Genomic DNA, 23,856 nt, shown 5'->3' with positions numbered 1-23,856 from the left:
AAGGAAGACATCATGGCAAAACGTAATACAGATACCTCCGCACGCGCTGACCAGCTGAAAGAAGATCTGCGCCATCTCAGCGAAACCGTCGAAGAGCTGATGAATGCAACCTCCAAAGACGCCAGCGGAGAAATGCGTGACTTGCGTGAGCGCGCCGAACGACGTTTGAAGGATACCCGAGCTCGCCTGGAAGCACGCGGCGAACGCCTTTACGAAGATACCCGTGAAACGCTTTCCGAGCAGGTTGACTGCTGCGATCGTTACGTTCGTGAAAACCCCTGGACAAGCATTGGCATCGGCGCCGCCGCTGGCCTTGTTGTTGGTATGCTGCTCGGACGTCGCTAATGGCTTTGGGTCCCACCCAACGCGTCTTTTCTGCCGCCAAACGCCTGCTGAAAACACTGGTTGCGAACAGTGAAACTCGCCTGCGTTTGGCGGTTCTAGAGTTAGAAGAGGAGCGCGCTCGTTTACTGGTTTTATTGCTACTGGCGGGTGCTAGCCTGCTGCTACTGCTGCTAGGGGTTGCCACGCTGACAGCGCTGGTAGTTGTGCTTTTTTGGGATACGTACCGGCTTACCGCGATTAGCGTAAGCGCCGGGGTATTAATTGCGCTAAGCCTTCTGCTGGCCGCCATTGCGCTACGCCAAGCTAAACGTCACACGCTGCTTAAAGAGACGCTAAAGCAGCTCGCCGCCGACCGCGCCTTGCTGGAGGTGAATGAGGATGACGCGTCACAACAGCGCCGTTAAGCCACCTAGCCGAGCAGCGCGTAAAGCTGCATTGCTGGCTGAACTAGAGCAACAGCGCATCGATATTTTAGTGGATAGCGACACGCTGAAACGGGCTTCATCACCGCTAGACAGCAACTGGCGAAGCCTCAAACTGCCGCTCTATGCCATTGGCGGTATTGTTGCGCTACGCATAGCACGCCATCCTGGCGGTGCCATGGCCGTTGGCCGAAAAGCGCTTGCAGGCTACATGCTGTTTCGGAAATTGAAGCTTCTGGCGAAAGTAGCGTCTTAATCGCCTGATGTAAGGTGTTATCTATAGTGCCCATTAAAACGCCGTTGCGGCTAATCGCAACGGCGTTTTTAATGCGCGTTAATAACGGTTAGCACGCCTGGCCACAGGCCACGCCGCTGGCCCACGCCCACTGAAAGTTATAGCCACCGAGCTGCCCCGTGACATCCAGCACTTCTCCAATGAAGCGCAGCTGTGGCAAGTCTTTTACCTCGAAGGTCTTCGATGAAATAGCGTCAGTACTCACTCCCCCCATGGTCACTTCTGCTGTACGCCAACCTTCCGTGCCCGCCGGTTTTAGCTGCCACTGGTTGAGCCGCTGGGCCCAGGCATCGAGCGCATCGTTGCTGAACTGCGCCAACGGGCTAGTCACGTGCGCATCGGGGTACCATTCCAGCAGCGCCTGGGCAAAGCGCTTGGGGAAACGCTCGCCCAGCCAGGTCGAGAGCAGCCGCTTGGGAGTTTCCTGGCGCGCATGACGCAACGCGCCAGCTGCGTCTTCGCCCGGCAAGAGATCGATGGAGATGGCGCTGCCCGGCTCCCAAACGCTGGAAATCTGCAGCATGGAAGGCCCCGATAGCCCCCGATGGGTAAACAGCATTGGCTCGACAAAGCGCTTCTCTTTGCAGCTCACCGCTGTGGGCACGCTAACCCCGGAAAGCCCGGCGGCCCGCTCTTTCCAGCTATCGCTCAGAGTAAACGGCACCAAGCCTGGACGCGTCGGCAGCACTTCTAAGCCAAACTGGCGGGCAATGTCATAACCAAACCCTGTGGCCCCCATGGTGGGAATGGAAAGCCCTCCGGTCGCCACGACCACCACACCTGCATCAATTGTGCCCAGGGACGTGGTTAACCGCATCCCCTCACCCTGCCGCTCCAGCCGCGAAATGGATGTGCTCAGCGCCACTTCTGCCCCCGCCCATTCACACTCGGTGAGTAGAACGCGTACGATCTCTTTGGCGGAATCTGCGCAAAAGAGCTGTCCAGGGGCTTTCTCCACATACTCTACGCCGTGGGTCTCCACCAGCGATACAAAATGTTCTGGGCGGTAACGTTTTAATGCAGAAATGCAAAAATAAGGATTTTCAGAGTAAAAGTGTCCAGGCGCTGTATCAAGATTGGTAAAGTTACAGCGGCCTCCCCCAGACATTAGGATTTTCTTACCTGCTTTGTTTGCATGGTCGACCACTAGGACGCGTCGCCCGGCATAGCCAGCCTGTGCCGCGCACATTAAACCAGCGGCACCCGCGCCAATGACCACGACGTCGTAGACCATTACTGAGGCTCCCAAGATGAAAAGTTGGGCATTTTAACAGGTAAGCAGCGCCAAACTACTGTACATTTTAAAAACTCATGTACAAGAGATGCATAAGATAATCGCCCACTTGCTCAACACCGCTGTGTACGAAACACGGCGACGCCTATTTAATAACACAGAGATACCTATGATTGCTGTAAAACGCCCTGTTTGGTGCTTCTTGTTACTGCTTGGATGGGCCGCGGCAGCCAGTGCCCAATCCCAGCCGCCGGTGATCGGTTATGAGGTCACGTCGCAGACCTGGTCCGACCCACTAGAAGCACTAGGTACGCTAAGCGCCGATGAGAGCGTGACGCTCTCCGCCACGGTGACCGACACTATCGCAGAGATCAACTTCGAGGATGGTGAGCAGGTTGAGCGTGGCCGTTTACTGATCCGCCTTGAAGATGCCGAAGAGCAGGCGCTGCTGAGAGCCGCCCAGGCGATTACCGATGAGCGCCGCAATGCCTCGGGCCGCGCCTCGCAATTACAGCAGCGCAACCTAGCGGCAAGAGCCGACGTAGAAGATACGCAATCCCGGCTGCGTCAAGCACAGGCGGATGCCCAAGCGCTGGAAGCGCGGCTTGAAAACTACCGTTTACATGCTCCGTTTAGCGGCCGGGTGGGCTTTCGTAACGTAAGCATAGGTACGCTTGTCACCCCGGGCATGGAGCTAGTCACACTCGACAAGCTCGATATCATGAAGCTCGACTTCACTGTGCCCGACGTGTTTTTAGGCCGCCTGTCTGCCGGACTCAGCCTAAGCGCCACCACGGCGGCGTACCCGGAGGAGATATTTCGCGGCGAGATTTCCAGCATTGGCACTCGCATCGACCCCGTTTCCCGCAGCGTGAGCGTGCGCGCCGAACTGGCGAATCCAGACGTAAAGCTGCGGCCCGGCATGCTGATGGAAGTGATCGTGCAGCAGCGCGTGCGCGAGACGCTCGTACTTCCCGAAGCCGCGATTCAACCCAGCGGCAACCGTCACTTTGTGATGCTCATTCAACAGCAGGAGGATACCCCACGCTTGGAGCGCCAAGAGGTCGCCATTGGCGAGCGACGCAGTGGCGAGGTGGAAGTGCTTGAGGGTATCCGTGAAGGCGACGTGGTGGTGATCCATGGCCTCCAGCTGGCCCGTGAGGGTCAGGAAGTGCGCTTACTAGGCATTGCGGACGACAGCACGGACATTCGCTCGCTGTTGGAGGCTGACCGCTAATGCGCTTATCCGATATTTCCGTTCAACGGCCCGTGCTTGCCATGGTCATCGCGGCGCTGATCATCGCCTTTGGCCTGCTGGCCCTTAACCGCTTGCCGCTGCAAGAGTACCCCACGGTCGACCCGCCCATCGTTAGTATTGATACCCGCTACCCCGGCGCCTCCGCCAGCGTAGTAGAAACACGCATTACCCAAGTGTTGGAAGACCGCATTGCAGGGGTGGAAGGCATTGAGCTGATCACCTCGCAAAGCGAAGATGGCCGCTCGCAGATTGAGATCGAGTTTGCCATCACTATGGATATCGACGCTGCTGCCAACGATATCCGCGACCGCATTTCAGGCGCGCTGCGCAACTTGCCAGACGACGCAGACAACCCCGAAGTCACTAAAGCCGATAGCAGTGAAGAGATCGTCATGTGGTTAAGCTTATCGGGGGCAGACTACTCGATTGCTGAGCTCACCGATTACGCTAACCGCTTTCTCGTCGATAGCCTCTCTGTTCAGCCAGGTGTGGCTAGGGTTCGCGTGGGCGGCGGCCAGGATTACGCCATGCGCATCTGGCTGGACCGTAACGCCTTGGCCGCCCGCGGTCTCACCGTGGGCGATGTCGAAGACGCCCTACGCACCGAAAACGTTGAGCTGCCGGCAGGCTCGATTGAGTCCGACGACCGCCAGTTCATTGTCCGCCTACCGCGCAGCTTCACCACCGCCGATGACTTTCAGCGCTTAGCCCTGTCCCAAAGCAGCGACGGTTACCTAGTCCGCCTCTCTGACGTGGCGCGCGTGGAAGTAGGCTCGGTGGAGAACCGCTCAGTGTTCCGTGCCAACGGTGTACCCATGGTGGGGCTTGGCATGATCATGCAGTCCACCGCCAACGTGATCGAGCTTTCTGATGCGGTGAAGCAAGAGCTTGAGCGACTTCAAGGCACCCTGCCGGACGGCATGTCGCTTGCCCTGAATTATGATGCCTCGGTGTTCGTATCGGGTGCCATTGAACAGGTCGTGATGACGCTGTTTATCGCCATGGGGCTCGTGGTAGTGGTCATTTTCCTGTTCCTTGGCAACCTTCGCACCACCCTTGTGCCTGCCGTGACGGTACCCATTGCCGTGATTGGCGCCTTTACGGCGTTGGCGGTGATGAATTTCTCCATCAACCTGCTCACGCTGCTCGCACTGGTACTGGCCATCGGGCTGATCGTTGACGACGCCATTGTGGTGCTCGAAAACATCAATCGGCGCATGCACGATTATGGCGAGACGCCGCTCGTAGCAGCCTTTCGCGGCACGCGGCAGATTGCCTTTGCGGTGATTGCCACCACCCTCGTCTTGGTTGCGGTATTTCTGCCGCTGAGCATGCTACAGGGCGATATTGGCCGGCTATTCTCTGAATTCGCCCTCACCATGGCGGCGGCAGTGATTGTCTCTACCCTACTCGCACTGACCCTAACGCCGATGATGGCGTCTAAAATTCTCAAGCCCGGCATGCACGACAGCCGTATTGGCCAAGGTGTGCAGTGGCTGTTGGACGGCACTAAACGCCGCTACCAGCGAGCACTTGAAGCCGTGCTGGCAGCTAAGTGGCTGGTGGTGGCGCTGTTTGCTTTACTGATTGCCGGGACGGCGTGGCTCGCCTCGGCACTGCCCAACGAATACACCCCGCAGGAAGATCGCGGCAACTTCATCGTGCTGGTCAACGGGCCTGAGGGCGCTACCTTTGACTACATGATGGACTATATGGATGAGATCGAAGGGCGGCTCACGCCCTTTGTAGAGAGCGGTGAGCTGGAGCGCGTCGTGGTGCGCGCCCCGCGCGGCTTTGGCAATATCGAAAACTTCAACAGTGGCTTCATCATCGTCAATATGGCGGACTGGGGCAGCCGCCGCAGCGCTTGGGAGATCATGGCCGATGTGCGCCAGCAGCTCCGCACGCTGCCTGGCGTTCAGGCCTTTCCGGTGATGCGCCAGGGGTTCGGGCAGCGTACCCAAAAACCGGTGCAATTTGTATTGGGAGGCGGTACTTATGAAGATCTCGACCGCTGGCGCGACCAGCTCATCAACCATGTGCGGGAAAACAACCCACGCCTAACGGCCATCGAAAGCAATTACGACGAAACCCAGCCCCAGCTGCGCGTCGATATCGATTATGAGCGCGCCGCCTCCTTAGGGGTTACCGTGACGGAGATAGGGCGCACGCTGGAAGTGCTGCTGGGAGGCCGTAACGTCACCCGCTATGTGGATAACGGTGAAGAGTACGACGTCATTGTTGAGGGTGACCGCAGCCGCCAAAACAGCCCGCGCGCGCTGGATAATATCCAGGTACGCTCGGCGCGCACCGGCGAACTCATTCCGCTGGCAAGCCTGGTCACGCTGTCTGATTTTGCCGGCGCCAGCACGCTGAATCGTTTTGACCGCGTGCGTGCGATTACCATTGAAGCTAACCTCGCCGATGGCTACCCCCTGGGCGAAGCGCTGGCCTACCTTCAAGACACCGCTGATACCATTTTGCCGGAAGAGGTACAAACCAACGTGGCGGGGCCATCCCGAGATTTCCAGGAGGCAAGCGGCGCTACCATGTTCCTGCTGATTCTTGGCGCAGTGGTCGTCTTCTTGGTACTCGCGGCGCAGTTTGAAAGCCTGATTCACCCGCTTGTGATTATGCTTACGGTGCCTCTGGCGATGAGCGGTGCGCTGCTCGCGCTGCTGCTCAGCGGCCAGTCGCTGAATATCTACAGCCAGGTAGGCTTAGTACTGCTGATTGGTTTGGCGGCGAAAAACGGTATTTTAATCGTCGAATTCGCCAACCAACTGCGCGATGAAGGCCAAGCGTTTCGCTCGGCGCTGATTGAGGCATCAGTCACCCGTCTGCGGCCTATTTTGATGACCGCCGTGACCACCATGGCCGGCGCCATTCCTCTGATTATCTCCAGCGGGCCAGGGGCGGAGTCGCGGTTGGTGATTGGCACGGTCATTATAGCCGGGGTCGGTGCGGCAACGATCTTCACGCTGTTTGTGGTACCGGTCGCCTACGACCTGCTGGCCCGCTATTCCGGTTCACCTGGGGCGGTGAAGCGCCAGCTCGAAGAGGAGATCGCCAACGCGCCTACGGCTCACCACACGCCGCTGGAGTCGCCAGAGCGATAAGTTAGCCATCAGAGAACGCCAAGGGCGCCCAAGAGGCGCCCTTATTATTTCAACATCCAACAGGCTATGCTTATTCGCAGTCGCCGATACGCTCGCCTTCAATCGCGGTATTCATGGTCAGCTCACCCATGGGCGACTGGGTAAAAATATCCACGGTACCTTCGATCTGCTCACCCATAAAGCGCATTTCGCCGTCGATGGTGGCTTCACCACCTTCAGCGCGGCATACCATGCTGTAGGAGAGGCCATCAGCATTCATATCCTGGTCAAGCAGTTCGCAGCCCTCTTCCTCTTCAATAAAACCAAACTCAGCGCCATCCAGCTCTTCCTGGGTAATGCACTGGCGCTCGGTTTCCGTTTGATCGGGAATCTGCATATCGCCGCTGACGCTGGTTACGCTGACGAATTCCCACTCGCCGGGCGTTACGTTGGGTGTATCTGCCTGGGCGACCATCGGGAAGGCCGCTAGGGCCGCAACTGCCATGTATCGTTTCATCATCGCTGTTATCTCGCTAGGTGATTCGGGAAAACCCGCCAATATCCTACCTGATTCGCTTATCAGGTGCCTGCTTACAAGTAGCACTGCTACACTAGGAAACCATCATGCTTATCATGACACCAAGTGTCACGCTTAAAAGGGCAAACATCATGCAAGACGACGCCTTAGTTAATCACGACTTTCACTGCCCTTACTGTGACACGCCGCTCACCTTTGTGATCGACACTTCCCAAGGCAGCCACGACACTTGGGAAGATTGCCACCAGTGCTGCGCGCCCATTCAGCTTCAGGTCATTGTGTCGCCGATAACCGGTGAGCTAGACGCCGTCACCACCGGGCGTGATGACGACGTACTCTAAGCAAAAGCACTATCAGCATAAGCCCTATGAGCACAAGCTCAACGCTTAAGCACCCTCGCCTTGCTGCATCGCCGCCTGGCGCTTAGCTTCGCCACGGCGCATGAAGTACCATGCCAGCAGCGTGGCTAACGACACCGTCAAAATGATCAGCGTCGCCAGCGCGTTGATTTTGGGCGACACACCCATGCGCACCGATGAGAACACCACCATCGGCAACGTGTTGGCTCCCGGCCCAGAGACAAAGCTGGCGATCACCAGATCATCCAGCGATAGCGTAAACGCCAGTAGCCAACCGGCAGCCAACGCAGGCGCAATCACCGGCAGCGTCACAAAGAAGAAGGTCTTGACCGGCGGTGAGCCTAAATCCATCGCCGCCTCTTCAATAGAGCGGTCCACTTCACGCAAACGCGCGGCGACTACCACCGCCACGTAGGCGCTACAGAACGTGGTGTGGGCAATCCAAATGGTGGCCATGCCGCGGTCGGCGGGCCAGCCGATCAGCTGCGCCATTTGCACAAACAGCAGCAGCAGCGAAAGGCCGGTGATCACTTCCGGCATGACCAGCGGTGCCGTCACCATGCTCGAGAGCGCAGTTTTGCCGCGGAAATGACCATAGCGCGTCATAACAAACGCAGCCACCGTACCCAGGCACACCGCCATGCTGGCGGCAAAGAAAGCAATCTCCAGGCTGGTCCATACCGCGGATAAAATCTGCTGATCACGGAACAGCTCGCCGTACCACTGGGTGGAGAACCCGGCCCATACCGTTACCAGTCGAGATTCGTTGAACGAATACACCACCAGCACCACCATGGGCAGGTACAGAAACAGAAGCCCCAACACCAGCATCACGGTGGTAAAACTTGGGCGTCGACGCGATCTCATCATTCTTCAAGCTCCCGTGACTGGTAGCGGTGGAACCACACAATGGGGACAAGCAACAGCAGCAGCATGACCATGGCAAGCGCCGAGGCCACGGGCCAATCGCGATTGAGGAAAAACTCTTCCCACAGCACTTTACCAATCATCAAGGTATCGGGGCCGCCCAGCAGCTCAGGAATCACAAACTCCCCGACCGCCGGAATAAACACCAGCATCGAACCTGCGATGATGCCCCCCATGGAGAGCGGCAGCGTGACTTTCAAGAATGTATTGAGCTTGCGTGACCCGAGATCCGATGCCGCCTCTAAAAGCGAATTATCCAACCGCGTCAGATGGGCATACAGCGGCAGCACCATAAACGGCAGGTAGGCGTAGACGATCCCCACAATGACCGAGAACTGGGTATTCATCATCCGCAGCGGTGAGTCGATAACGCCCAGCCCCATCAGCAGGTTATTGATCAGACCGCTATTGCTGAGAATCCCCATCCAGGCGTATACCCGAATCAGAAACGACGTCCACGAAGGCAGCATAACTAACAGCAGTAAAATCAGCTGCCAACGCCCCGGCGCACGGGCCATGGCATACGCCATGGGATAGCCAATCAGCAAACACACTGCCGTTGCGACAAACGCCGTTTTAATCGACCCCCAGTACGCCGCCACATAGAGTGAATCGGACAACAAAAACAGATAGTTGCCCAGATTCAAAAAGATGTTCAGCGTTTGGTCGACGTACTCCACCAGCGGCCCATAGGGCGGTATGGCAATCGCTGACTCAGACAGGCTGATTTTCAGCACCAGCGCAAACGGGAGCAGGAAAAACAGCGTGAGCCACACCAGCGGAAACGCAATCACAGCGCGCCGGCCTAGCTGCATCCGCTTGATCACGCCTGCAATGCGAGATGGCATCATAATAGGCAATCTCCTTTCAGCCACCTGGGCATTAGCGGTTCAGCACGATAGCGCTATGGTCTTCCCAATAAACGTACACGCTATCCTCCCAGGTGGGGCGGTCGCCGCGACGCTCGGTGTTGGCCATGCTCACCTTGATCATTTTTCCTGAGGCAGTGCGCACGTAGTAAAGTGAATAGCCGCCCAAGTAGGCGATATCATCGACCTTACCCGCTTCCCAGTTATATTCAGACGTCGGCTGTTCGCGGGTAAGCCAGATCTTTTCAGGGCGCAGTGCCGCCCACACGCGGCGGTCGACCGCTTGGGTGGTGATACCGTGGTCGATGTAGATCGGCCGCGACAGCGCCGGTGATTCAATACGGCAGTGGTCGGCGGCATCTTCGATGATTTCGCCTTCAAACAGGTTCACCGTGCCCACAAATTCGGCCACCATGCGGCTGGCAGGGCTTTCGTAGATATCGACTGGCGAGCCCACCTGCTCAATCCAGCCATCGGCCATGATCGCCACGCGATCCGCCATGGTCATGGCCTCTTCCTGATCGTGAGTCACCATGATGCAGGTGACGCCTACCTGCTCGATGATCTCGACCACTTCCAGCTGCATTTCCGTGCGCAGCTTTTTATCCAGCGCGCCCATGGGTTCATCCAGCAATAACAGCTTGGGGCGCTTAGCGAGCGAGCGCGCCAAGGCCACACGCTGGCGCTGACCGCCGGAGAGCTGGTGGGGTTTACGTTTGGCGAAGCGCTCCATGTGCACTAGCTTGAGCATCTGGGCAACCCGCGCGTCGATTTCAGCTTTCGGCAGCTTGTCCTGCTTCAAGCCGAAGGCAATGTTCTGGGCCACGGTCATATGCGGAAAAAGCGCATACGACTGAAACATCATGTTGATGGGGCGTTTATGCGGCGGCATTTCGGTAATGTTTTCGCCACTTAGCAATATGCGCCCTTCGCTGGGCGTTTCGAACCCGGCCAGCATGCGCAGCAGCGTCGACTTACCCGAGCCAGAGCCGCCGAGCAAGGCAAAAATCTCCCCGCGCTTTACCTGTAAATTCACGTCATCCACGGCAAGCGCATCATCAAAACGCTTGCTTAAACGCTTAACCTCTAAAACGATATCCTCAGCAAATCGAGGCGCCTTCCCCTGGGCACGTGCCGGCGGGATAGCTGCAGACGAAGAGGAGGAAGCATCGTTCGACAGGGGCGTAGTGACCATTCGCCACTCCCATCAAAAGGCCCGATTATTCGGGCGATAAAAGACAAACAGCGAGCCGGGCATCAGCCCGGCTCGCCGTCAGACGATGATTGGTATTAACGTCCAGATTTGACGCGGTTCCAGGTACGCGTACGGGCACGCAGAATATCCTGGGGCTTTTCCACTTGGACATACAGATTCTGCATCACCTCGGTCTCTGGGTAGATAGCCGGATCATTGAGCAGCTCATCGGAAAGGTATTCGTTTGCCGCCAGGTTCGGATTAGCGTAACGCACGTATTCGCTGATTTCAGCGGCAATTTCAGGGTCGAGGATGAAATTGATGAACGCGTGAGCGTTTTCGGGGTTCGGGGCATCCGCCGGCACCGCCATCATATCAAACCAAAGTGCTGCGCCCTCTTTTGGGATGCTGTACCCAATGGTGAAGTCGCGGCCCGCTTCCTCGGCACGCGCAGCGGCCTGGAAGATATCGCCTGAGTAACCTGCGGCGACACAAATATCACCATTGGCGAGGTCAGAGACATAGCGCGAAGAGTGGAAGTAGGTAATGTTATCGCGCACGCTGGCAATCAGTTCACCGGCGGCTTCGATATCTTCAACGCTCTCATCAAGAGGGTTCAAACCGAGATACACCATCGCGGGCGACAGCATTTCGTCGCCAGAATCGAGCATCGCCAGGCCGCAGCCCGCTTCACTCAACTGGGTGGTAATCTCCGGGTCAAACAGCAGCGCCCAGCTATTTAACGGTGCGTCGTCACCAAGAATTTCGGTCACTCGCTCAACGTTATAGCCAATGCCGTTGGTGCCCCACATATAGGGAACCGAGTACTCGCTACCCTGATCGATGGTTTCAAGGTTAGCCATCAGCTCCGGGTTAAGGTTATCCAGATTAGGCAGCAGCTCATGATCCAGCGCCTGAAACACGCCTGCCCTTAATTGGCGGGTAAAGTAATAGGTAGAGGGCACCACTACGTCGTAGCCAGAACGGCCGGACAGCAGCGCTGCGTCAAGAATTTCGTTGCTATCATAAACATCATAGGTCACTTCTATACCGGTGCGCTCGGTAAACTTCTCCAGCGTTTCCGGAGCAATATAGTCTGACCAGTTATATACCCGCACTTCATCAGCGTGGGCAGCAGCGGCCGCTACGGCAAAAGAGATGGCCGTAACGGCCCCTGAAAGTTTTTGGATGTTCCCCATTTACCTACTCCTTAAATGTAAAGTCCACATCACCCACAGCCCACGTTCAGTATACGGCTGCCTGCTAACGGATGACTCAGTGTGCCAATCCCGTCCAGCTGAAAACAGCGTAGGCGATTATCGCAGCCGTGCGAATTTTGCGGTGCAGTGACGTCTACCGCAAGAGTAACTTAAAAATTCTTGTATTAGGCATATAGTGCCCCCACTTCAGGTTTCGCGACAGATGGCAAAACCCGACGATAGTAATGCCCTATTGGAAAGATTCATTTTTTCAATTTTAGCTATTAGTCGTACCTTGATACCATTTGTTGTAACTTTTTCCACTGCCATTCACCTTTTATGGAGATGTTATAAATGTCTTTGATCAACACTGAAGTAAAACCGTTTAAAGCGACTGCTTACTTGAACGGCGAATTTATCGACGTTACTGAAGCAGATATGAAAGGTCAGTGGTCTATTTTCTTCTTCTACCCGGCTGACTTTACCTTTGTCTGCCCGACCGAACTTGGCGACCTGGCCGACAACTACGCTGAATTTAAAAAGCTGGGTGTTGAAATCTACAGCGTATCTACCGACACCCACTTCACGCACAAAGCGTGGCACGACAGCTCTGAAACCATCGGTAAACTGCAGTACCCGATGATTGCTGACCCGACTCTGCAAATTTCTCGCAACTTCGAAGTTCTGATCGAAGAAGCCGGTTTGGCTGAGCGCGGCACGTTCGTTGTTGATCCGGATGGCAAAATCCAGATCGTTGAAATCAACGCAGGCAACATCGGCCGTAATGCTGAAGAACTGCTGCGTAAAGTAAAGGCTGCTCAGTACGTTCGTGAAAATCCGAACGAAGTGTGCCCGGCTAAGTGGAAAGAAGGCGAAGAGACCCTTGCCCCGTCTCTGGATCTAGTAGGCAAAATTTAAACCGCCTACCGCTGTCGCGCTTGAGTTAAATCAACAGCGATTTAACCCATTAGACAGCCTGACACCCGGGCTTTTGCCCGGGTGTTTCGTTTAAGCACCGATGTCATTGTTACCGTTTTCCCTAGCGCCTAGCTGTCTATCCATCGATTGACGGCAGCGTTTTAGGTTGAGAACTATCTACTGCTGACTGCGAGGAAGCCACTGTCATGCTGGACGCCAATTTAAAAAATCAGTTGAAAGCTTACCTGGAAAAAGTGACTCAACCGCTCGAGATCGTTGCGTCCCTCGATGACGGTGCCAAGTCACGTGAATTGCTGGGCCTGCTGGAAGATATCAGCAGCCTCACCGATAAAATTACCCTGCATAGCGACGGGCAAGACAGCCGCACCCCGTCGTTTGCGATTAACCGCCCCGGCGAAGAGACCGGCGTGGTGTTTGCAGGCATCCCCATGGGCCACGAGTTCACCTCGCTGGTACTGGCGCTGCTGCAAGTGGGTGGCCATCCGCCCAAGACCTCTCAAGAGCTGCTGGATCAAATTAAAGGCCTCGACGGCGAGATGCTGTTCGAGACCTACTACTCGCTCTCCTGCCAGAACTGTCCGGATGTCGTGCAGGCGTTAAACCTGATGGCGATCTTCAACCCCAACGTGCGCCACGTGGCCATCGACGGCGCGCTTTTCCAGGATGAAGTTGAATCGCGCGAAATTATGTCGGTTCCCAGCATCTACCTCAACGGCAAGCCGTTTGATCAAGGCCGTATGACCCTTGAGCAGATTCTGGCCAAAGTGGATACCGGCGCTGCCGAGCGCGAAGCGAAGAAGCTGAGCGAAAAAGCCGCCTTCGATACGCTGGTGATTGGTGGTGGCCCGGCAGGCGCGTCAGCCGCTATCTACTCTGCCCGTAAAGGCATCAACACCGGCGTTGCCGCCGAGCGCTTTGGCGGCCAGGTAGCCGACACCATGGGCATCGAGAACTTTATCTCCGTGTCTCATACCGAAGGCCCTAAGCTTGTCAGCGCCCTTGAAGAGCACGTCAAAGAGTACGAAGTCGACGTGATGAACCTGCAGCGCGCCACAACGTTCAAAGCAGCGGAAGCCGAAGGCGGCCTGCACGAAGTGACGTTTGAGTCTGGCGCGAAGCTGAAGAGCAAAACTCTGGTACTGGCCACCGGTGCCCGCTGGCGTGAGATGAACGTGCCCGGCGAGCAGCAGTACCGCAACAAGGGCGTTGCCTACTGCCCCCACTGCGACGGCCCGCTGTTTAAAGGCAAGCGCGTTGCGGTGATTGGTGGCGGCAACTCCGGCGTTGAAGCGGCTATCGACCTGGCGGGCATCGTCGGCCACGTCACGCTGGTTGAGTTCATGGGTGAAATGCGCGCCGACGCGGTGCTGCAGAAGAAGCTGAAAAGCCTGCCCAACGTCGACATCGTGCTGAATGCCCAAACCACGGAAGTGACCGGCGACGGCAGCCGCGTTAACGGCCTGACCTACAAAGACCGCAACACCGATGAGATTAAAAACATCGCGTTGGAAGGCATCTTTGTACAGATTGGCCTGGTGCCCAACACCGAGTGGCTGAAAGGCTCGCCGATTGAAATGTCGCCCCGTGGCGAGATCATTGTCGATGCCCACGGCATGACTTCAGTGCCCGGCGTGTTTGCCGCAGGCGATGTCACCACCGTGCCCTACAAACAGATCATTATTGCCATGGGTGAAGGTGCCAAAGCCTCGCTAGGCGCTTTCGACTATCTGATTCGTAATTAACTAGCCGGAGGGGCAGCCTATGCCCCTCTGGATCGTTCCTTTTGACGTACAAGACCGTGACGTCGCGCCCGCTAACGTGCTTAGCGGGCGTTTTTTTAGCTGTAGGTTTTGTACGGAGACGTCATGAACGAGCGCAACACACCGGGCAAGCAGGATCTCTGGGCACTTGAAAATGGCGCCACTGACCGCTCAAGCCATCGAACGTGGATAAGCCTTGATGCGGTGTCCCCGCGCCGCTGAGCAGCTTGAACGCCTCAACCGCCTGAAAGCAGCCGATTAGCCCTACCAAGGGTGCCATGACACCGCTTTCAGCACAGCTAAGGGCTTCGTCATCGCTATCATCCGGGGGGTAAAGGCAAGCATAACAAGGGCTCTCTGCGTCGCGGGGGTCAAATACCGCCAGCTGGCCCGAAAAGCGAATCGCCGCACCAGAAATCAGCGGTACGCCTGCTTGCTGTGCGGCAGCATTAATCGCGTAGCGGCTCGAAAAACGATCAGTGCAGTCCAGCACGGCGTCTGCCGACGCTACAAGGGCCTGTAACGGCTCGCCTACGGCATGCTGTTCCACCGCCACTACCTGGCAGTCAGGGTTCAACGCTTCCATACTGGCTTTTGCTGAACACGCTTTGTTTACGCCGATGCTTGCCTGCTGGTGAGCGATTTGCCGCTGCAGGTTAGAAAGCTCCACCTCATCTGCATCCGCAATGGTAATACGCCCAATGCCCGCTGCCGCTAAATAGAGTGCTGCAGGCGACCCCAGGCCACCCGCGCCGATAATCAGCACATGGGCGCTTCGCAGGCGCTCCTGTCCGTCAATATCCACTTCAGGCAACATAATTTGGCGGCTATAGCGCAGCAGCGCCTGATCATCCATCATCGGCTTACTTATCCTCAAATTCCTCGAAGTCGGGAACGTGCAGGCTGAAGCTCTCTTTCACTTCTTCCATCACCACGTAGCTTTTTGACTCTTTCACGCCGGGCAGGGTCAGCACCACATCGCCCAACAGCTGACGGTAAGCCGCCATTTCAGGAATGCGACACTTCAAAATGTAATCAAATTGCCCAGAGACCAAATGGCACTCCTGAATCTGTGGGAGTGTCTCTACCGCGCGGCGGAACTCGTCAAAAACGGCAGGCGACTGCGTTTCCAGACTAATTTCGACAAATACCAAAAGGTTAGCCTTCAACGCACGCGGATCGAGAATCGCTTGATAACCGCGAATAATCCCCGCTCGCTCCAGACGTTTAACGCGCTCTAAGCAAGGGGTTGTGGATAAGCCAACTTCAGATGCTAAATCGACGTAGGAAATGCGCGCATTTTCCTGCAGACAGCGCAAAATTTTAAGATCGATACGGTCCAGCGTTCTATTTTTAGGTTTCATAGCAGGATCCAATACTTATAAATCAGGCAGTTATTTGAAATGCCCCAGGGTAACCCGTTCATGGCCGCCGATGTCTTGCACGCTTTCAACGCTTTGATAGCCCGCTTGCTTGAGTGCTTGACGCACGCTGGGAGCCTGTTGATAACCGTGCTCTAGCGCCAGCCAGCCGCCGGGTGTGAGATAGGCTTTTGCTGTTGTAATCACGTGCAGCAGATCTGCCATGCCGTCAGCCGCCGCTACCAGCGCCGAACGTGGCTCAAAGCGGACATCACCCTGGGCTAAGTGCGGGTCATCAGCTGCAATATAAGGCGGGTTACTCACAATGATGTCAAACGTGGCAGCAGACGCAGGGAGCGCCAAAGCGCTAAACCAGTCGCTCACCAGAAAAGTGGCGTTTGTGATGTTGAGTGAACCTGCATTTTGGGTCGCCAGCGCCACCGCTTCCGGTCGTATATCTGCCCCGACCACCTTCCAGCCAGGCTTTTCACTGGCAAATGCCAGCGCGATGGCACCTGTTCCCGTGCCTAAGTCGAGCAGCCTGCCCGTCGATGTTTGCGCCCGCGCCAAGGCGGCTTCTACTAACGTTTCAGTATCAGGTCGAGGAATCAGCGTGGTGGGGGACGTGGCTAGCGGCAGTCCCCAAAACTCCCTTACACCGGTTAAATAGGCCACCGGCTGGCCCTGGGCGCGAGCGGCAATGAGTGCCTCAAAGCGTGCATTCTCCCAGGTAGGGCATTCCCTGTCGCCCCAGGTATAAAGCCACGTGCGGCCGTGACCAGTGGCGAATTCCATCAGCACTTCAGCATCTAATCGAGGCGATGGTGAACCGGCCAGCTGCAGCCGCTGAGCGGCGTTATTCAACAAGGCGTCGAACGTCATTAAGCGTCCTGCAGTGCCGAGAGCTGTTCCGCCTGATACTCGTGGATCAGCGGCTCAATCACCTCATCAAGCTGTTCGCCGCTCACCACTTCGGTCAGCTTGTAAAGCGTCAGGTTGATGCGGTGATCGGTAATGCGCCCCTGGGGAAAGTTATAAGTACGAATACGCTCGCTACGATCCCCAGAGCCTACCAAGGAGCGGCGGGCATCGGCCTGCTCCTGGCGCTGGGAGTCCACCGCATTGCGCTTGAGCTTGGCGGCCAGCAGCGACATCGCTTTAGCGCGGTTTTTGTGCTGGCTGCGCTCCTCCTGGCATTCTACTACCACGCCGGAAGGTAGGTGGGTAATGCGAATCGCGGAGTCGGTGGTGTTAACGTGCTGGCCACCTGCCCCGCTTGAACGGTAGGTATCCACGCGCAAATCGGACGGATTAATGTCAATGTCACCCACGTCATCCACTTCCGGCATCACTGCGACGGTACAGGCCGAGGTATGAATGCGCCCCTGGGACTCAGTGGCCGGTACCCGCTGCACCCGATGCGCGCCCGATTCAAATTTCAGCCGTGCGTAGACGCCATCGCCTTTGACTCGGGAGATGACTTCTTTATACCCCCCATGCTCACCGTGGTTGGCACTCACCACCTCAACTCGCCAGCCGCGCTTTTCCGCATAGCGGGAGTACATGCGGAAAAGATCGCCCGCAAAGATAGCCGCTTCATCGCCACCGGTACCTGCCCGCACTTCTAAAAACACGCCGCGACCGTCGTCTGGGTCTTTCGGAATCAGTAGACGCTTGAGCTCACTATCAAGCGCCTCCAACTGCTCGCGCCCCTCGGTGATTTCCAGCTCCGCCAGCTCACGCATTTCCGGATCGCTATCGCGGCTGAGCTGTTCCGCCTCGTCAATACTGACTTCAACCTCACGATAACGCTGCCAAGTCGCCACCAGTTCTTCCAGCTCAGCATATTCACGGGAGTAGTCACGGAAACGTTGCTGGTTGTTAATCACCTCAGGATCAGACAACAGCATTGCCAGCTCTTCAAAGCGGTCGGTAAAACTATCTAAGCGTTGGCGCAAAGTCTCTTTCATGCGGGTGTATCATCCTTCTGGCGTTTTACCGGGCGAGCAGGCTGCTCAAAGGCAGGCTTAGTAGGTAGCAGCAAGTGCGGCACGGCGTTCAGCAATTCGTGGTTTTCCTGGGAGGCTGCTTCGCGTAGCGCTAGCGTTGGGTGATGCATCAAGCGATTCGCTAATTGATGTGCCATACGCTCAATAACTTTCGCGGGGTCTTCTCCGCGCGCCAAGCGCTCAAGCGCTTGTTCCCGCGAGTGGTCGCGTATTGCCTCACCGTGACGGCGGTAGTCGCGAATCAGCTCACCGCCTTTGCGAATACGGCGCTCGTGTAGCCAATGACCAACCCCATGCTCAATCAGTGATTCAGCTTGGTCGGCGGCTACTTGTCGATGGCGTCGGTTCTCTTCGATCACCTCTTCCAAGTCATCAACGGTGTAGAGAAATACATCCGCTAGCTCACCCACTTCCGGTTCGATATCGCGTGGCACGGCGATATCCACCATGAAAACCGGGCGATGGCGGCGCTTTTTCAGCGCTCGCTCGACCATTCCTTTGCCCAAAATAGGCAGCGGTGATGCGGTAGAGGAGATGACAATATCGGCAAACTCAAGGGCATCGGGAATTTCAGACAGCGTAATCGCCGTGCCACCTAGCGGCGAAGAGACCTGCTCAGCGCGTTCACGGGTGCGGTTTGCCACCGTTAACTGGCGCACGCCCGCTTCATGAAGATGGCGCGCCACCAGCTCGATGGTCTCTCCGGCGCCAATGAGCAGCGCACGGGCACGGCTAAAGTCATCAAAAATTCGGCTAGCCATACTGACGGCGGCATAAGCCACCGACACCGGATTTTTACCAATACCCGTTTCTGTACGCACCTGCTTAGCGACGGCAAACGTGTGCTGAAAAAGGCGCTCCAGCTCGCCGCCCAAGCCTTTGGCTTGACGCGCTTGCTGATAGGCCTCTTTTAACTGCCCGAGAATTTGCGGCTCACCCAGCACCATAGAATCCAGACCAACAGCGACACGCATTAAATGGCGGGCAGCATCGTTGTCTAGATAGTGGTAGGCACATCGGGAAAGATCTTCGACACGCAAGTTATGGAAACGCCCAAGCCAATCCAGCACAACCTGCTCACCAGCGGCATCCGTCACGCAGTAAAGCTCGGTACGGTTGCACGTCGATAGCACGGCTGCTTCGTTGATTTGTGGCAAGCTACGCAGTTCCGCCAACGCGCTTTCCAGCTGCGTCGGCGTAAAAGCCACCTGCTCGCGCACGGCCACACTGGCCGTACGATGATTTATTCCCAGGGCAAGAAGCGTCATTCGATAGGCGTCTTTGCTAGTAGATGGGTCGTCACGTCACTCGTCTATGTGTCTCGGGCTTGCTAAGTAAGCCAATTAGGCGCCGCAGTTAAGAAATTGCGCTAACGCCACTCTTTTTCAAGGTAGAATATTCTATCACAGCACTGCATGTTCTGGCCCACACCACTTTGCCGCAGGCAACCAAGCCGCTATGCTGAGCACTCGGCCACTTGATCGAGAGACGCATGCCCCTTCGCGCCACATTACTGGGTTTAACCCCACTGCCATTGGTTACCACGCTACTCTTACTAAGTGGCTGCCAAACCTCAGCTTCTTATACGGAGGACGGGGTACCTACCTATTCAAGCGACCCCATGCAGTCGGCGCCACCTATTACCCGTGGACTTGATGCAGCCGGGCTGCGCGCACTGCTGACCGCAGAATTTGCGGGCCAACGAGGTGATTACCGTACCGCTAGTCAAGGCTACCTAGAAGCAGCCCAACGCTACAGTGCACCGGCGCTTGCTGAACGCGCCACCTTTGCCGCCCGATTTGGCAACGACATTGCGTTAATAGAAGCCTCTGCACTGCGCTGGCGTGAGCTCTCTCCAACGGCTGAAGCGCCTAACCGCCTGCTGGCAACCCTTTCGTTACAGCGCGGCGACTGGTACGACAGCCTAGAGCAGCGTCTGACTATCACCCAAGCAGGTGGCAATGGCGAAATCGCGGCCTTTGCTGAAATCGCCGTTGCTGAAGAAGCCCCACTAAACCTACTTATCCAGCCACTGCGGTCACACCTCGCGCAACCCAACGCCGATCAGCTTGAGTTTCATAGCGACGTGCTGCTTGGCACGGCGCTTATTGAAGCAGCTATTGGCGACGTAGACCAAGCCCAGCAACGCCTTGAACAGGTTGCCCAGCGAGAACCCGCCTCCGCCCCGCTATGGCTTGCCAAGGCGCGCCTTGCCTTAGAAACCGGCAATCACCAAACAGCACAGCGAGCAGCCCAAGCTGGGCTTGAACTCGCACCTGATGATGTCCGCTTTGTGCTGATGCTGGCTCAAGCAGAAATTCGCCTAAACAACATTACCGCTGCCGAAGAGCAAACGAACACGCTACTGGAAAACCACGGCGGCAATCAGGATCTGCGCATTGCGCTCGCCCAACTATATCTGGAGGAGGGCCACAGCGAGCCAGCCTACCGGCTACTCCAGCCACTCATTGGCCAAGACACCGTTCCCAATATTGCTTACTACTTACTTGGTGCCATTGCTCAGTCTCAGGGTGAAATTGACGATGCCCTGCTCTACTACCGGCAGGTGCGCAGTGGCGATGAGTTTCTGCCCGCGCGCGCAACGGCGGCGCGCATGTTGATAGAAGACAATCGATTGCTGGATGCACGCGCACTACTGCGCATTGAACGGATGCGCCACGATGACTATTTCGGTGATCTTGTGCTGCTCGAAGTGCAGCTTCTCGATGAACTTGGGCTTGAGGACGAGGCCACCGAGCTGCTTAACCGAGAGGTAACCCGCACCCCAGACGACACAACGCTACTCTATTTACGCGCAATGCGCTTTTGGGAAGCGGGCGACGTTGCCGCCATGGAGCAGGATTTACGCCAGATTTTGCGCACCGACCCAAACGACGCAATGGCACTTAATGCGCTGGGCTATACCCTCGCGGATCTTAACGTGCCAGGGCGCTTAGTAGAAGCGCGCGAACTCATAGAGCGCGCCTACGAAGCCGACCCGGAAAATCCCGCAATACTGGATAGCATGGGGTGGGTCTACTTTCGGCTTGGCCAGCCTGAAGAAGCGATTGCCTGGCTGGAAAGTGCCTACGCGCAAATGCCTGACCAGGAGATCGCCGCCCACCTCGCGGAGGTTTTGCACGCACTCGGACGCAGTGATGAAGCACGCCGCCTAATTCAGCAAATACGCCAACGCACCGATCAACACCCACAAATTGATGAGCTACTTGAGCGCCATCCTGAACTAACGCCCATAGAAGCGCCCTAACGCTTGCCTTATTCGTCGTGCTGCACGCACCTTTATCACACAACACTGACACGGAGTTTGTTTATGTTGACCACACATCTTGGCGCTTTACGCTCACGCACTTCCTGTTTTTTCAAGGCCAAGCGTACCGCTCGCCTTTGGTTAACCAGCATGGCACTACTGACGCTTGCAGGTTGTGCCAGCCAAGCGCCGGTCGATGAAAGCGGCCGTCAAGCCGGCCAATGGGAGCGCCAGCAAGCCGATGTTGAAGCGTTTGACACCTGGACAATGGTCGGCAAAGCAGGACTGAGGACGCCCGAGGAAAACACCAGCGCCAACCTAGATTGGAACCAGCACCCCCACTATTTTCGCATGCTGATTAGCGGACCCTTTGGCGGTGGACGTAGCGTGCTCGAAGGCCGCGAAGGTCGCTTCTCGCTTTCCACTAGCGACGGCCGCTTTGAGGCAGAAACTCCTGAAGCCTTAATGGAAGAACAGTTAGGGTGGTCACTCCCGGTAAGCGCCATGCCCGACTGGGTGCGCGGCCTACCCGGTGACAACGAAAGCTACCAGCTTGAAACCGACGAACTTGGCTTCCCCAACTTCCTGCAGCAAGACGGCTGGGAAATCAATTATCGCGACTGGGAACAGGTAGAAGGCATGTGGCTACCGCGCCGTTTAGTCATGAACTACGGCGATGTGCGTATCACTCTGGTTGTTAACCAGTGGCAAGCCTCCTAACCGAAAGCGAAAGGCTGGCGGCACACGCCAGCCCTCTTTCTTACATTTACATATGTTTAGCCAGTAGAGAGACGGCATGCCCGCAGCACCCCGCACACTCACCCTGCCCGCCCCGGCCAAGCTAAATCGTATGCTGCATATTGTGGGTCGTCGACAAGACGGTTACCACGAGCTGCAAACCCTGTTTCAGATTATCGACCTCTGCGACTACCTGAGCATCACCCTTCGCCAAGATGGCGTTATCGAACTCATCACGCCCATGGATGGCGTCGCCCACGATGACAACCTGATCGTCAGGGCAGCTACGTTATTGCAGCAGGCCAGCGGCACCCGCCTAGGGGCGACTATCTCCATCGAAAAGCACCTGCCCATGGGCGGCGGCCTGGGAGGCGGCAGCTCCAACGCCGCCACTGTCCTCAAAGGGCTCAACCGGCTCTGGCAGCTGGGGCTTAGCGACACCACCCTGGCTGAGCTAGGAATAACGCTAGGTGCCGATGTCCCCGTGTTTATTCACGGCCGCAGCGCGTGGGCGGAGGGCGTGGGCGAACAGCTAACCCCCATTACCTTAGACACCCCGTGGTTTGTGGTCATTCACCCCCATGTTAGCGTGCCTACCAGTAAGGTCTTTCAAGACCCAGAATTGACACGCGACAGCCACCCCATTACTATGGCGCGCGCATTGCAGGGGGGAGCGCCGGAGTGGCGTAACGACTGTGAAGCCATCGTCAAAAAACGCTACCCGCCCATTGCGGAAGCGCTTGACTGGCTTGCGCAGTATGCACCTAGCCAGCTGACCGGTACCGGCGCCTGTTTGTTTGCGGCTTTTGATTCACAGCAAGCCGCTCAAGCTGTCGTCGCTGAACTGACCGGCCAACACTGGCACGCATGGGTAGCACGCGGGCTCAACACCTCTCCCCTACAAGATGCTCTGGGCTGCTGAAAGCGCCCGGTCATCGCATTAGGTTATTGCTGGGGTATCGCCAAGTGGTAAGGCACCGGTTTTTGGTATCGGCATTCCCAGGTTCGAATCCTGGTACCCCAGCCAACCCTGATGTTGATCTGCGTTTTCTCCCCTGATCCCCAACACTGCAAAGGTGGCTGCGCGTGTCAAAATTGATGGTCTTCACCGGGAATGCCAATCCCGAACTCGCTCAAAAGATTGCCGAGAGCTTGGACAGCCGTATGGGTAACGCGACGGTTGGTCAGTTCAGCGACGGCGAAATCGCGGTCGAGATCAATGAGAACGTGCGCGGTAAGGATGTTTTCATCCTTCAATCCACCTGCGCACCGACGAATGACAACCTAATGGAACTGATTCTGATGGTGGACGCCCTGCGTCGCGCCTCAGCCGCTCGTATTACCGCGGTAGTTCCCTATTTTGGCTATGCTCGTCAGGATCGTCGTGTACGCTCCGCCCGCGTTCCCATCTCAGCAAAAGTGGTTGCTGACATGATGGTAAAAGCCGGCGTTGACCGCGTTATGACCATGGACCTGCATGCTGACCAAATCCAAGGTTTCTTCGACGTGCCGGTTGATAACGTCTACGGCTCACCCATTTTGCTTGACGACATCGAGCGCCAAAACTACAGCGACCTGGTTGTCGTTTCCCCCGATGTGGGCGGCGTTGTACGTGCTCGCGCGATTGCAAAACAGCTCAACGCTGACTTGGCCATTATTGACAAACGTCGCCCTCAGGCTAACCAAGCCCAGGTCATGCATATCATCGGCGAAATTGAAGGCCGCACCTGTGTGGTTGTCGATGACATGATCGATACGGCTGGCACGCTATGCAAAGCCGGTGAAGCGTTAAAAGACCATGGCGCTGCTCGCGTTGTGGCCTATGCGACCCACCCGATTTTGTCTGGCCCTGCGGTCGACAATATTACCAACTCTGTACTGGACGAAGTTGTCGTGACCGACACGATTCCACTCTCTGACTATGCACGTCGGAGTGGAAAAATTCGTCAACTGAGCGTTGCAGGCCTGATTGCGGAAGCGATCCGCCGGGTAAGCAACGAAGAATCTGTCAGCGCGATGTTCCATTAAGCGACTGACGACAT

General features: G+C 56.6%; 23 protein-coding genes and 1 tRNA gene. 13 read left to right on the top strand and 11 right to left on the bottom strand.

Annotated elements, in window-relative coordinates; translation table 11 throughout:
• The first annotated feature begins 12 nt into the window (after window positions 1-12).
• Genes LG301_RS04930 through LG301_RS04920 form a run of 3 tightly spaced genes read left to right on the top strand, consistent with a single transcriptional unit; the run spans window position 13 to window position 1,023 of the window.
• Entirely contained in the window at window positions 13-345 is a 333-nt protein-coding gene (locus LG301_RS04930) for a YqjD family protein (RefSeq protein WP_263065426.1), read from the top strand.
• Window positions 345-749 (top strand): phage holin family protein, encoded by a 405-nt coding sequence (locus LG301_RS04925; protein WP_263065428.1) that lies wholly within the window; start codon window positions 345-347, stop codon window positions 747-749. Before LG301_RS04930 ends, LG301_RS04925 begins: the two co-directional genes overlap by 1 nt.
• Window positions 724-1,023, top strand: a complete 300-nt coding sequence (locus tag LG301_RS04920) for a YqjK-like family protein (protein ID WP_263065429.1) — start codon at window positions 724-726, stop codon at window positions 1,021-1,023. Before LG301_RS04925 ends, LG301_RS04920 begins: the two co-directional genes overlap by 26 nt.
• A gap of 88 nt (window positions 1,024-1,111) precedes the next feature.
• Here LG301_RS04920 and LG301_RS04915 read toward each other — a convergent pair whose 3' ends face one another.
• Window positions 1,112-2,296: an NAD(P)/FAD-dependent oxidoreductase gene (locus LG301_RS04915; RefSeq protein WP_404473931.1), complete on the bottom strand. Its 1,185-nt coding sequence runs from the start codon at window positions 2,294-2,296 to the stop codon at window positions 1,112-1,114.
• Window positions 2,297-2,465: 169 nt separating this feature from the next.
• On the opposite strand from LG301_RS04915, the gene LG301_RS04910 reads away from it, so the two are divergent.
• Complete coding sequence (locus LG301_RS04910) at window positions 2,466-3,533, top strand: efflux RND transporter periplasmic adaptor subunit (RefSeq protein ID WP_404473929.1); 1,068 nt, start codon at window positions 2,466-2,468, stop codon at window positions 3,531-3,533.
• Entirely contained in the window at window positions 3,533-6,673 is a 3,141-nt protein-coding gene (locus LG301_RS04905) for an efflux RND transporter permease subunit (protein ID WP_404473927.1), read from the top strand. The genes LG301_RS04910 and LG301_RS04905 overlap by 1 nt, the downstream gene beginning before the upstream one ends.
• A gap of 70 nt (window positions 6,674-6,743) precedes the next feature.
• On the opposite strand, the gene LG301_RS04900 is transcribed toward LG301_RS04905, so the two are convergent.
• Window positions 6,744-7,157 (bottom strand): DUF3617 domain-containing protein, encoded by a 414-nt coding sequence (locus LG301_RS04900; protein ID WP_404473925.1) that lies wholly within the window; start codon window positions 7,155-7,157, stop codon window positions 6,744-6,746.
• 164 nt (window positions 7,158-7,321) lie between these two features.
• Between LG301_RS04900 and LG301_RS04895 the strand changes: the two genes are divergently transcribed.
• Window positions 7,322-7,531 (top strand): CPXCG motif-containing cysteine-rich protein, encoded by a 210-nt coding sequence (locus LG301_RS04895; protein ID WP_263065437.1) that lies wholly within the window; start codon window positions 7,322-7,324, stop codon window positions 7,529-7,531.
• 45 nt (window positions 7,532-7,576) lie between these two features.
• Here the strand turns inward: LG301_RS04895 and LG301_RS04890 are convergent, their stop codons facing one another.
• The 4 genes from LG301_RS04890 to LG301_RS04875 form a co-directional block, all read right to left on the bottom strand.
• Window positions 7,577-8,419 carry an ABC transporter permease subunit gene (locus tag LG301_RS04890; RefSeq protein WP_404473923.1) on the bottom strand — a complete coding sequence of 281 codons (843 nt, stop codon included), beginning with the start codon at window positions 8,417-8,419 and terminating at the stop codon, window positions 7,577-7,579.
• Window positions 8,416-9,327, bottom strand: coding sequence for an ABC transporter permease subunit (locus tag LG301_RS04885; protein ID WP_404473921.1), 912 nt, complete (start codon window positions 9,325-9,327; stop codon window positions 8,416-8,418). The genes LG301_RS04890 and LG301_RS04885 overlap by 4 nt, the downstream gene beginning before the upstream one ends.
• Window positions 9,328-9,358: 31 nt before the next feature.
• Window positions 9,359-10,540: an ABC transporter ATP-binding protein gene (locus LG301_RS04880; RefSeq protein WP_263065443.1), complete on the bottom strand. Its 1,182-nt coding sequence runs from the start codon at window positions 10,538-10,540 to the stop codon at window positions 9,359-9,361.
• A gap of 95 nt (window positions 10,541-10,635) precedes the next feature.
• Window positions 10,636-11,739, bottom strand: coding sequence for a polyamine ABC transporter substrate-binding protein (locus LG301_RS04875; RefSeq protein WP_263065444.1), 1,104 nt, complete (start codon window positions 11,737-11,739; stop codon window positions 10,636-10,638).
• Window positions 11,740-12,093: 354 nt separating this feature from the next.
• Between LG301_RS04875 and ahpC the strand changes: the two genes are divergently transcribed.
• Both ahpC and ahpF read left to right on the top strand, forming a co-directional pair.
• Complete coding sequence (gene ahpC, locus LG301_RS04870) at window positions 12,094-12,657, top strand: alkyl hydroperoxide reductase subunit C (RefSeq protein WP_263065446.1); 564 nt, start codon at window positions 12,094-12,096, stop codon at window positions 12,655-12,657.
• Window positions 12,658-12,863: 206 nt separating this feature from the next.
• A complete protein-coding gene (gene ahpF, locus LG301_RS04865) occupies window positions 12,864-14,420 on the top strand; it encodes an alkyl hydroperoxide reductase subunit F (RefSeq protein ID WP_404473918.1) in 1,557 nt (518 codons plus the stop codon).
• Window positions 14,421-14,541: 121 nt separating this feature from the next.
• On the opposite strand, the gene LG301_RS04860 is transcribed toward ahpF, so the two are convergent.
• Genes LG301_RS04860 through hemA form a run of 5 tightly spaced genes read right to left on the bottom strand, consistent with a single transcriptional unit; the run spans window position 14,542 to window position 19,076 of the window.
• Window positions 14,542-15,297 carry a molybdopterin-synthase adenylyltransferase MoeB gene (locus LG301_RS04860; RefSeq protein WP_263065448.1) on the bottom strand — a complete coding sequence of 252 codons (756 nt, stop codon included), beginning with the start codon at window positions 15,295-15,297 and terminating at the stop codon, window positions 14,542-14,544.
• A 4-nt stretch (window positions 15,298-15,301) separates the two neighbouring features.
• The gene (locus LG301_RS04855; RefSeq protein ID WP_263065449.1) at window positions 15,302-15,802 is read right to left on the bottom strand and encodes an Lrp/AsnC ligand binding domain-containing protein; all 501 of its coding nucleotides are present in this window, start codon (window positions 15,800-15,802) and stop codon (window positions 15,302-15,304) included.
• 30 nt (window positions 15,803-15,832) lie between these two features.
• Window positions 15,833-16,681 carry a peptide chain release factor N(5)-glutamine methyltransferase gene (gene prmC, locus LG301_RS04850; RefSeq protein ID WP_404473915.1) on the bottom strand — a complete coding sequence of 283 codons (849 nt, stop codon included), beginning with the start codon at window positions 16,679-16,681 and terminating at the stop codon, window positions 15,833-15,835.
• The gene (gene prfA / locus LG301_RS04845; protein WP_263065452.1) at window positions 16,681-17,769 is read right to left on the bottom strand and encodes a peptide chain release factor 1; all 1,089 of its coding nucleotides are present in this window, start codon (window positions 17,767-17,769) and stop codon (window positions 16,681-16,683) included. The genes prmC and prfA overlap by 1 nt, the downstream gene beginning before the upstream one ends.
• On the bottom strand, window positions 17,766-19,076 hold the full coding sequence (hemA, locus tag LG301_RS04840; RefSeq protein ID WP_404473912.1) for a glutamyl-tRNA reductase: 1,311 nt from the start codon (window positions 19,074-19,076) through the stop codon (window positions 17,766-17,768). Before hemA ends, prfA begins: the two co-directional genes overlap by 4 nt.
• A gap of 224 nt (window positions 19,077-19,300) precedes the next feature.
• Between hemA and LG301_RS04835 the strand changes: the two genes are divergently transcribed.
• The 5 genes from LG301_RS04835 to LG301_RS04815 all read left to right on the top strand — a co-directional run bounded on the left by LG301_RS04835 (window position 19,301) and on the right by LG301_RS04815 (window position 23,842).
• Window positions 19,301-21,076: a tetratricopeptide repeat protein gene (locus tag LG301_RS04835; protein WP_404473910.1), complete on the top strand. Its 1,776-nt coding sequence runs from the start codon at window positions 19,301-19,303 to the stop codon at window positions 21,074-21,076.
• Window positions 21,077-21,139: 63 nt separating this feature from the next.
• Window positions 21,140-21,796: a lipoprotein insertase outer membrane protein LolB gene (gene lolB, locus LG301_RS04830; protein WP_404473908.1), complete on the top strand. Its 657-nt coding sequence runs from the start codon at window positions 21,140-21,142 to the stop codon at window positions 21,794-21,796.
• A 76-nt stretch (window positions 21,797-21,872) separates the two neighbouring features.
• Entirely contained in the window at window positions 21,873-22,736 is an 864-nt protein-coding gene (ispE, locus tag LG301_RS04825; protein WP_404473906.1) for a 4-(cytidine 5'-diphospho)-2-C-methyl-D-erythritol kinase, read from the top strand.
• Window positions 22,737-22,766: 30 nt separating this feature from the next.
• Window positions 22,767-22,841, top strand: a tRNA-Gln gene (locus LG301_RS04820).
• A 59-nt stretch (window positions 22,842-22,900) separates the two neighbouring features.
• Window positions 22,901-23,842 carry a ribose-phosphate pyrophosphokinase gene (locus tag LG301_RS04815; protein ID WP_263065460.1) on the top strand — a complete coding sequence of 314 codons (942 nt, stop codon included), beginning with the start codon at window positions 22,901-22,903 and terminating at the stop codon, window positions 23,840-23,842.
• Window positions 23,843-23,856: the final 14 nt, after the last annotated feature.

The organism is Vreelandella venusta (genome assembly GCF_044809155.1).
Lineage (GTDB): Bacteria > Pseudomonadota > Gammaproteobacteria > Pseudomonadales > Halomonadaceae > Vreelandella > Vreelandella venusta_B.
Note: the sequence above shows the minus strand (reverse complement) of the source record. Positions and strands in the feature narration are given on the sequence as shown.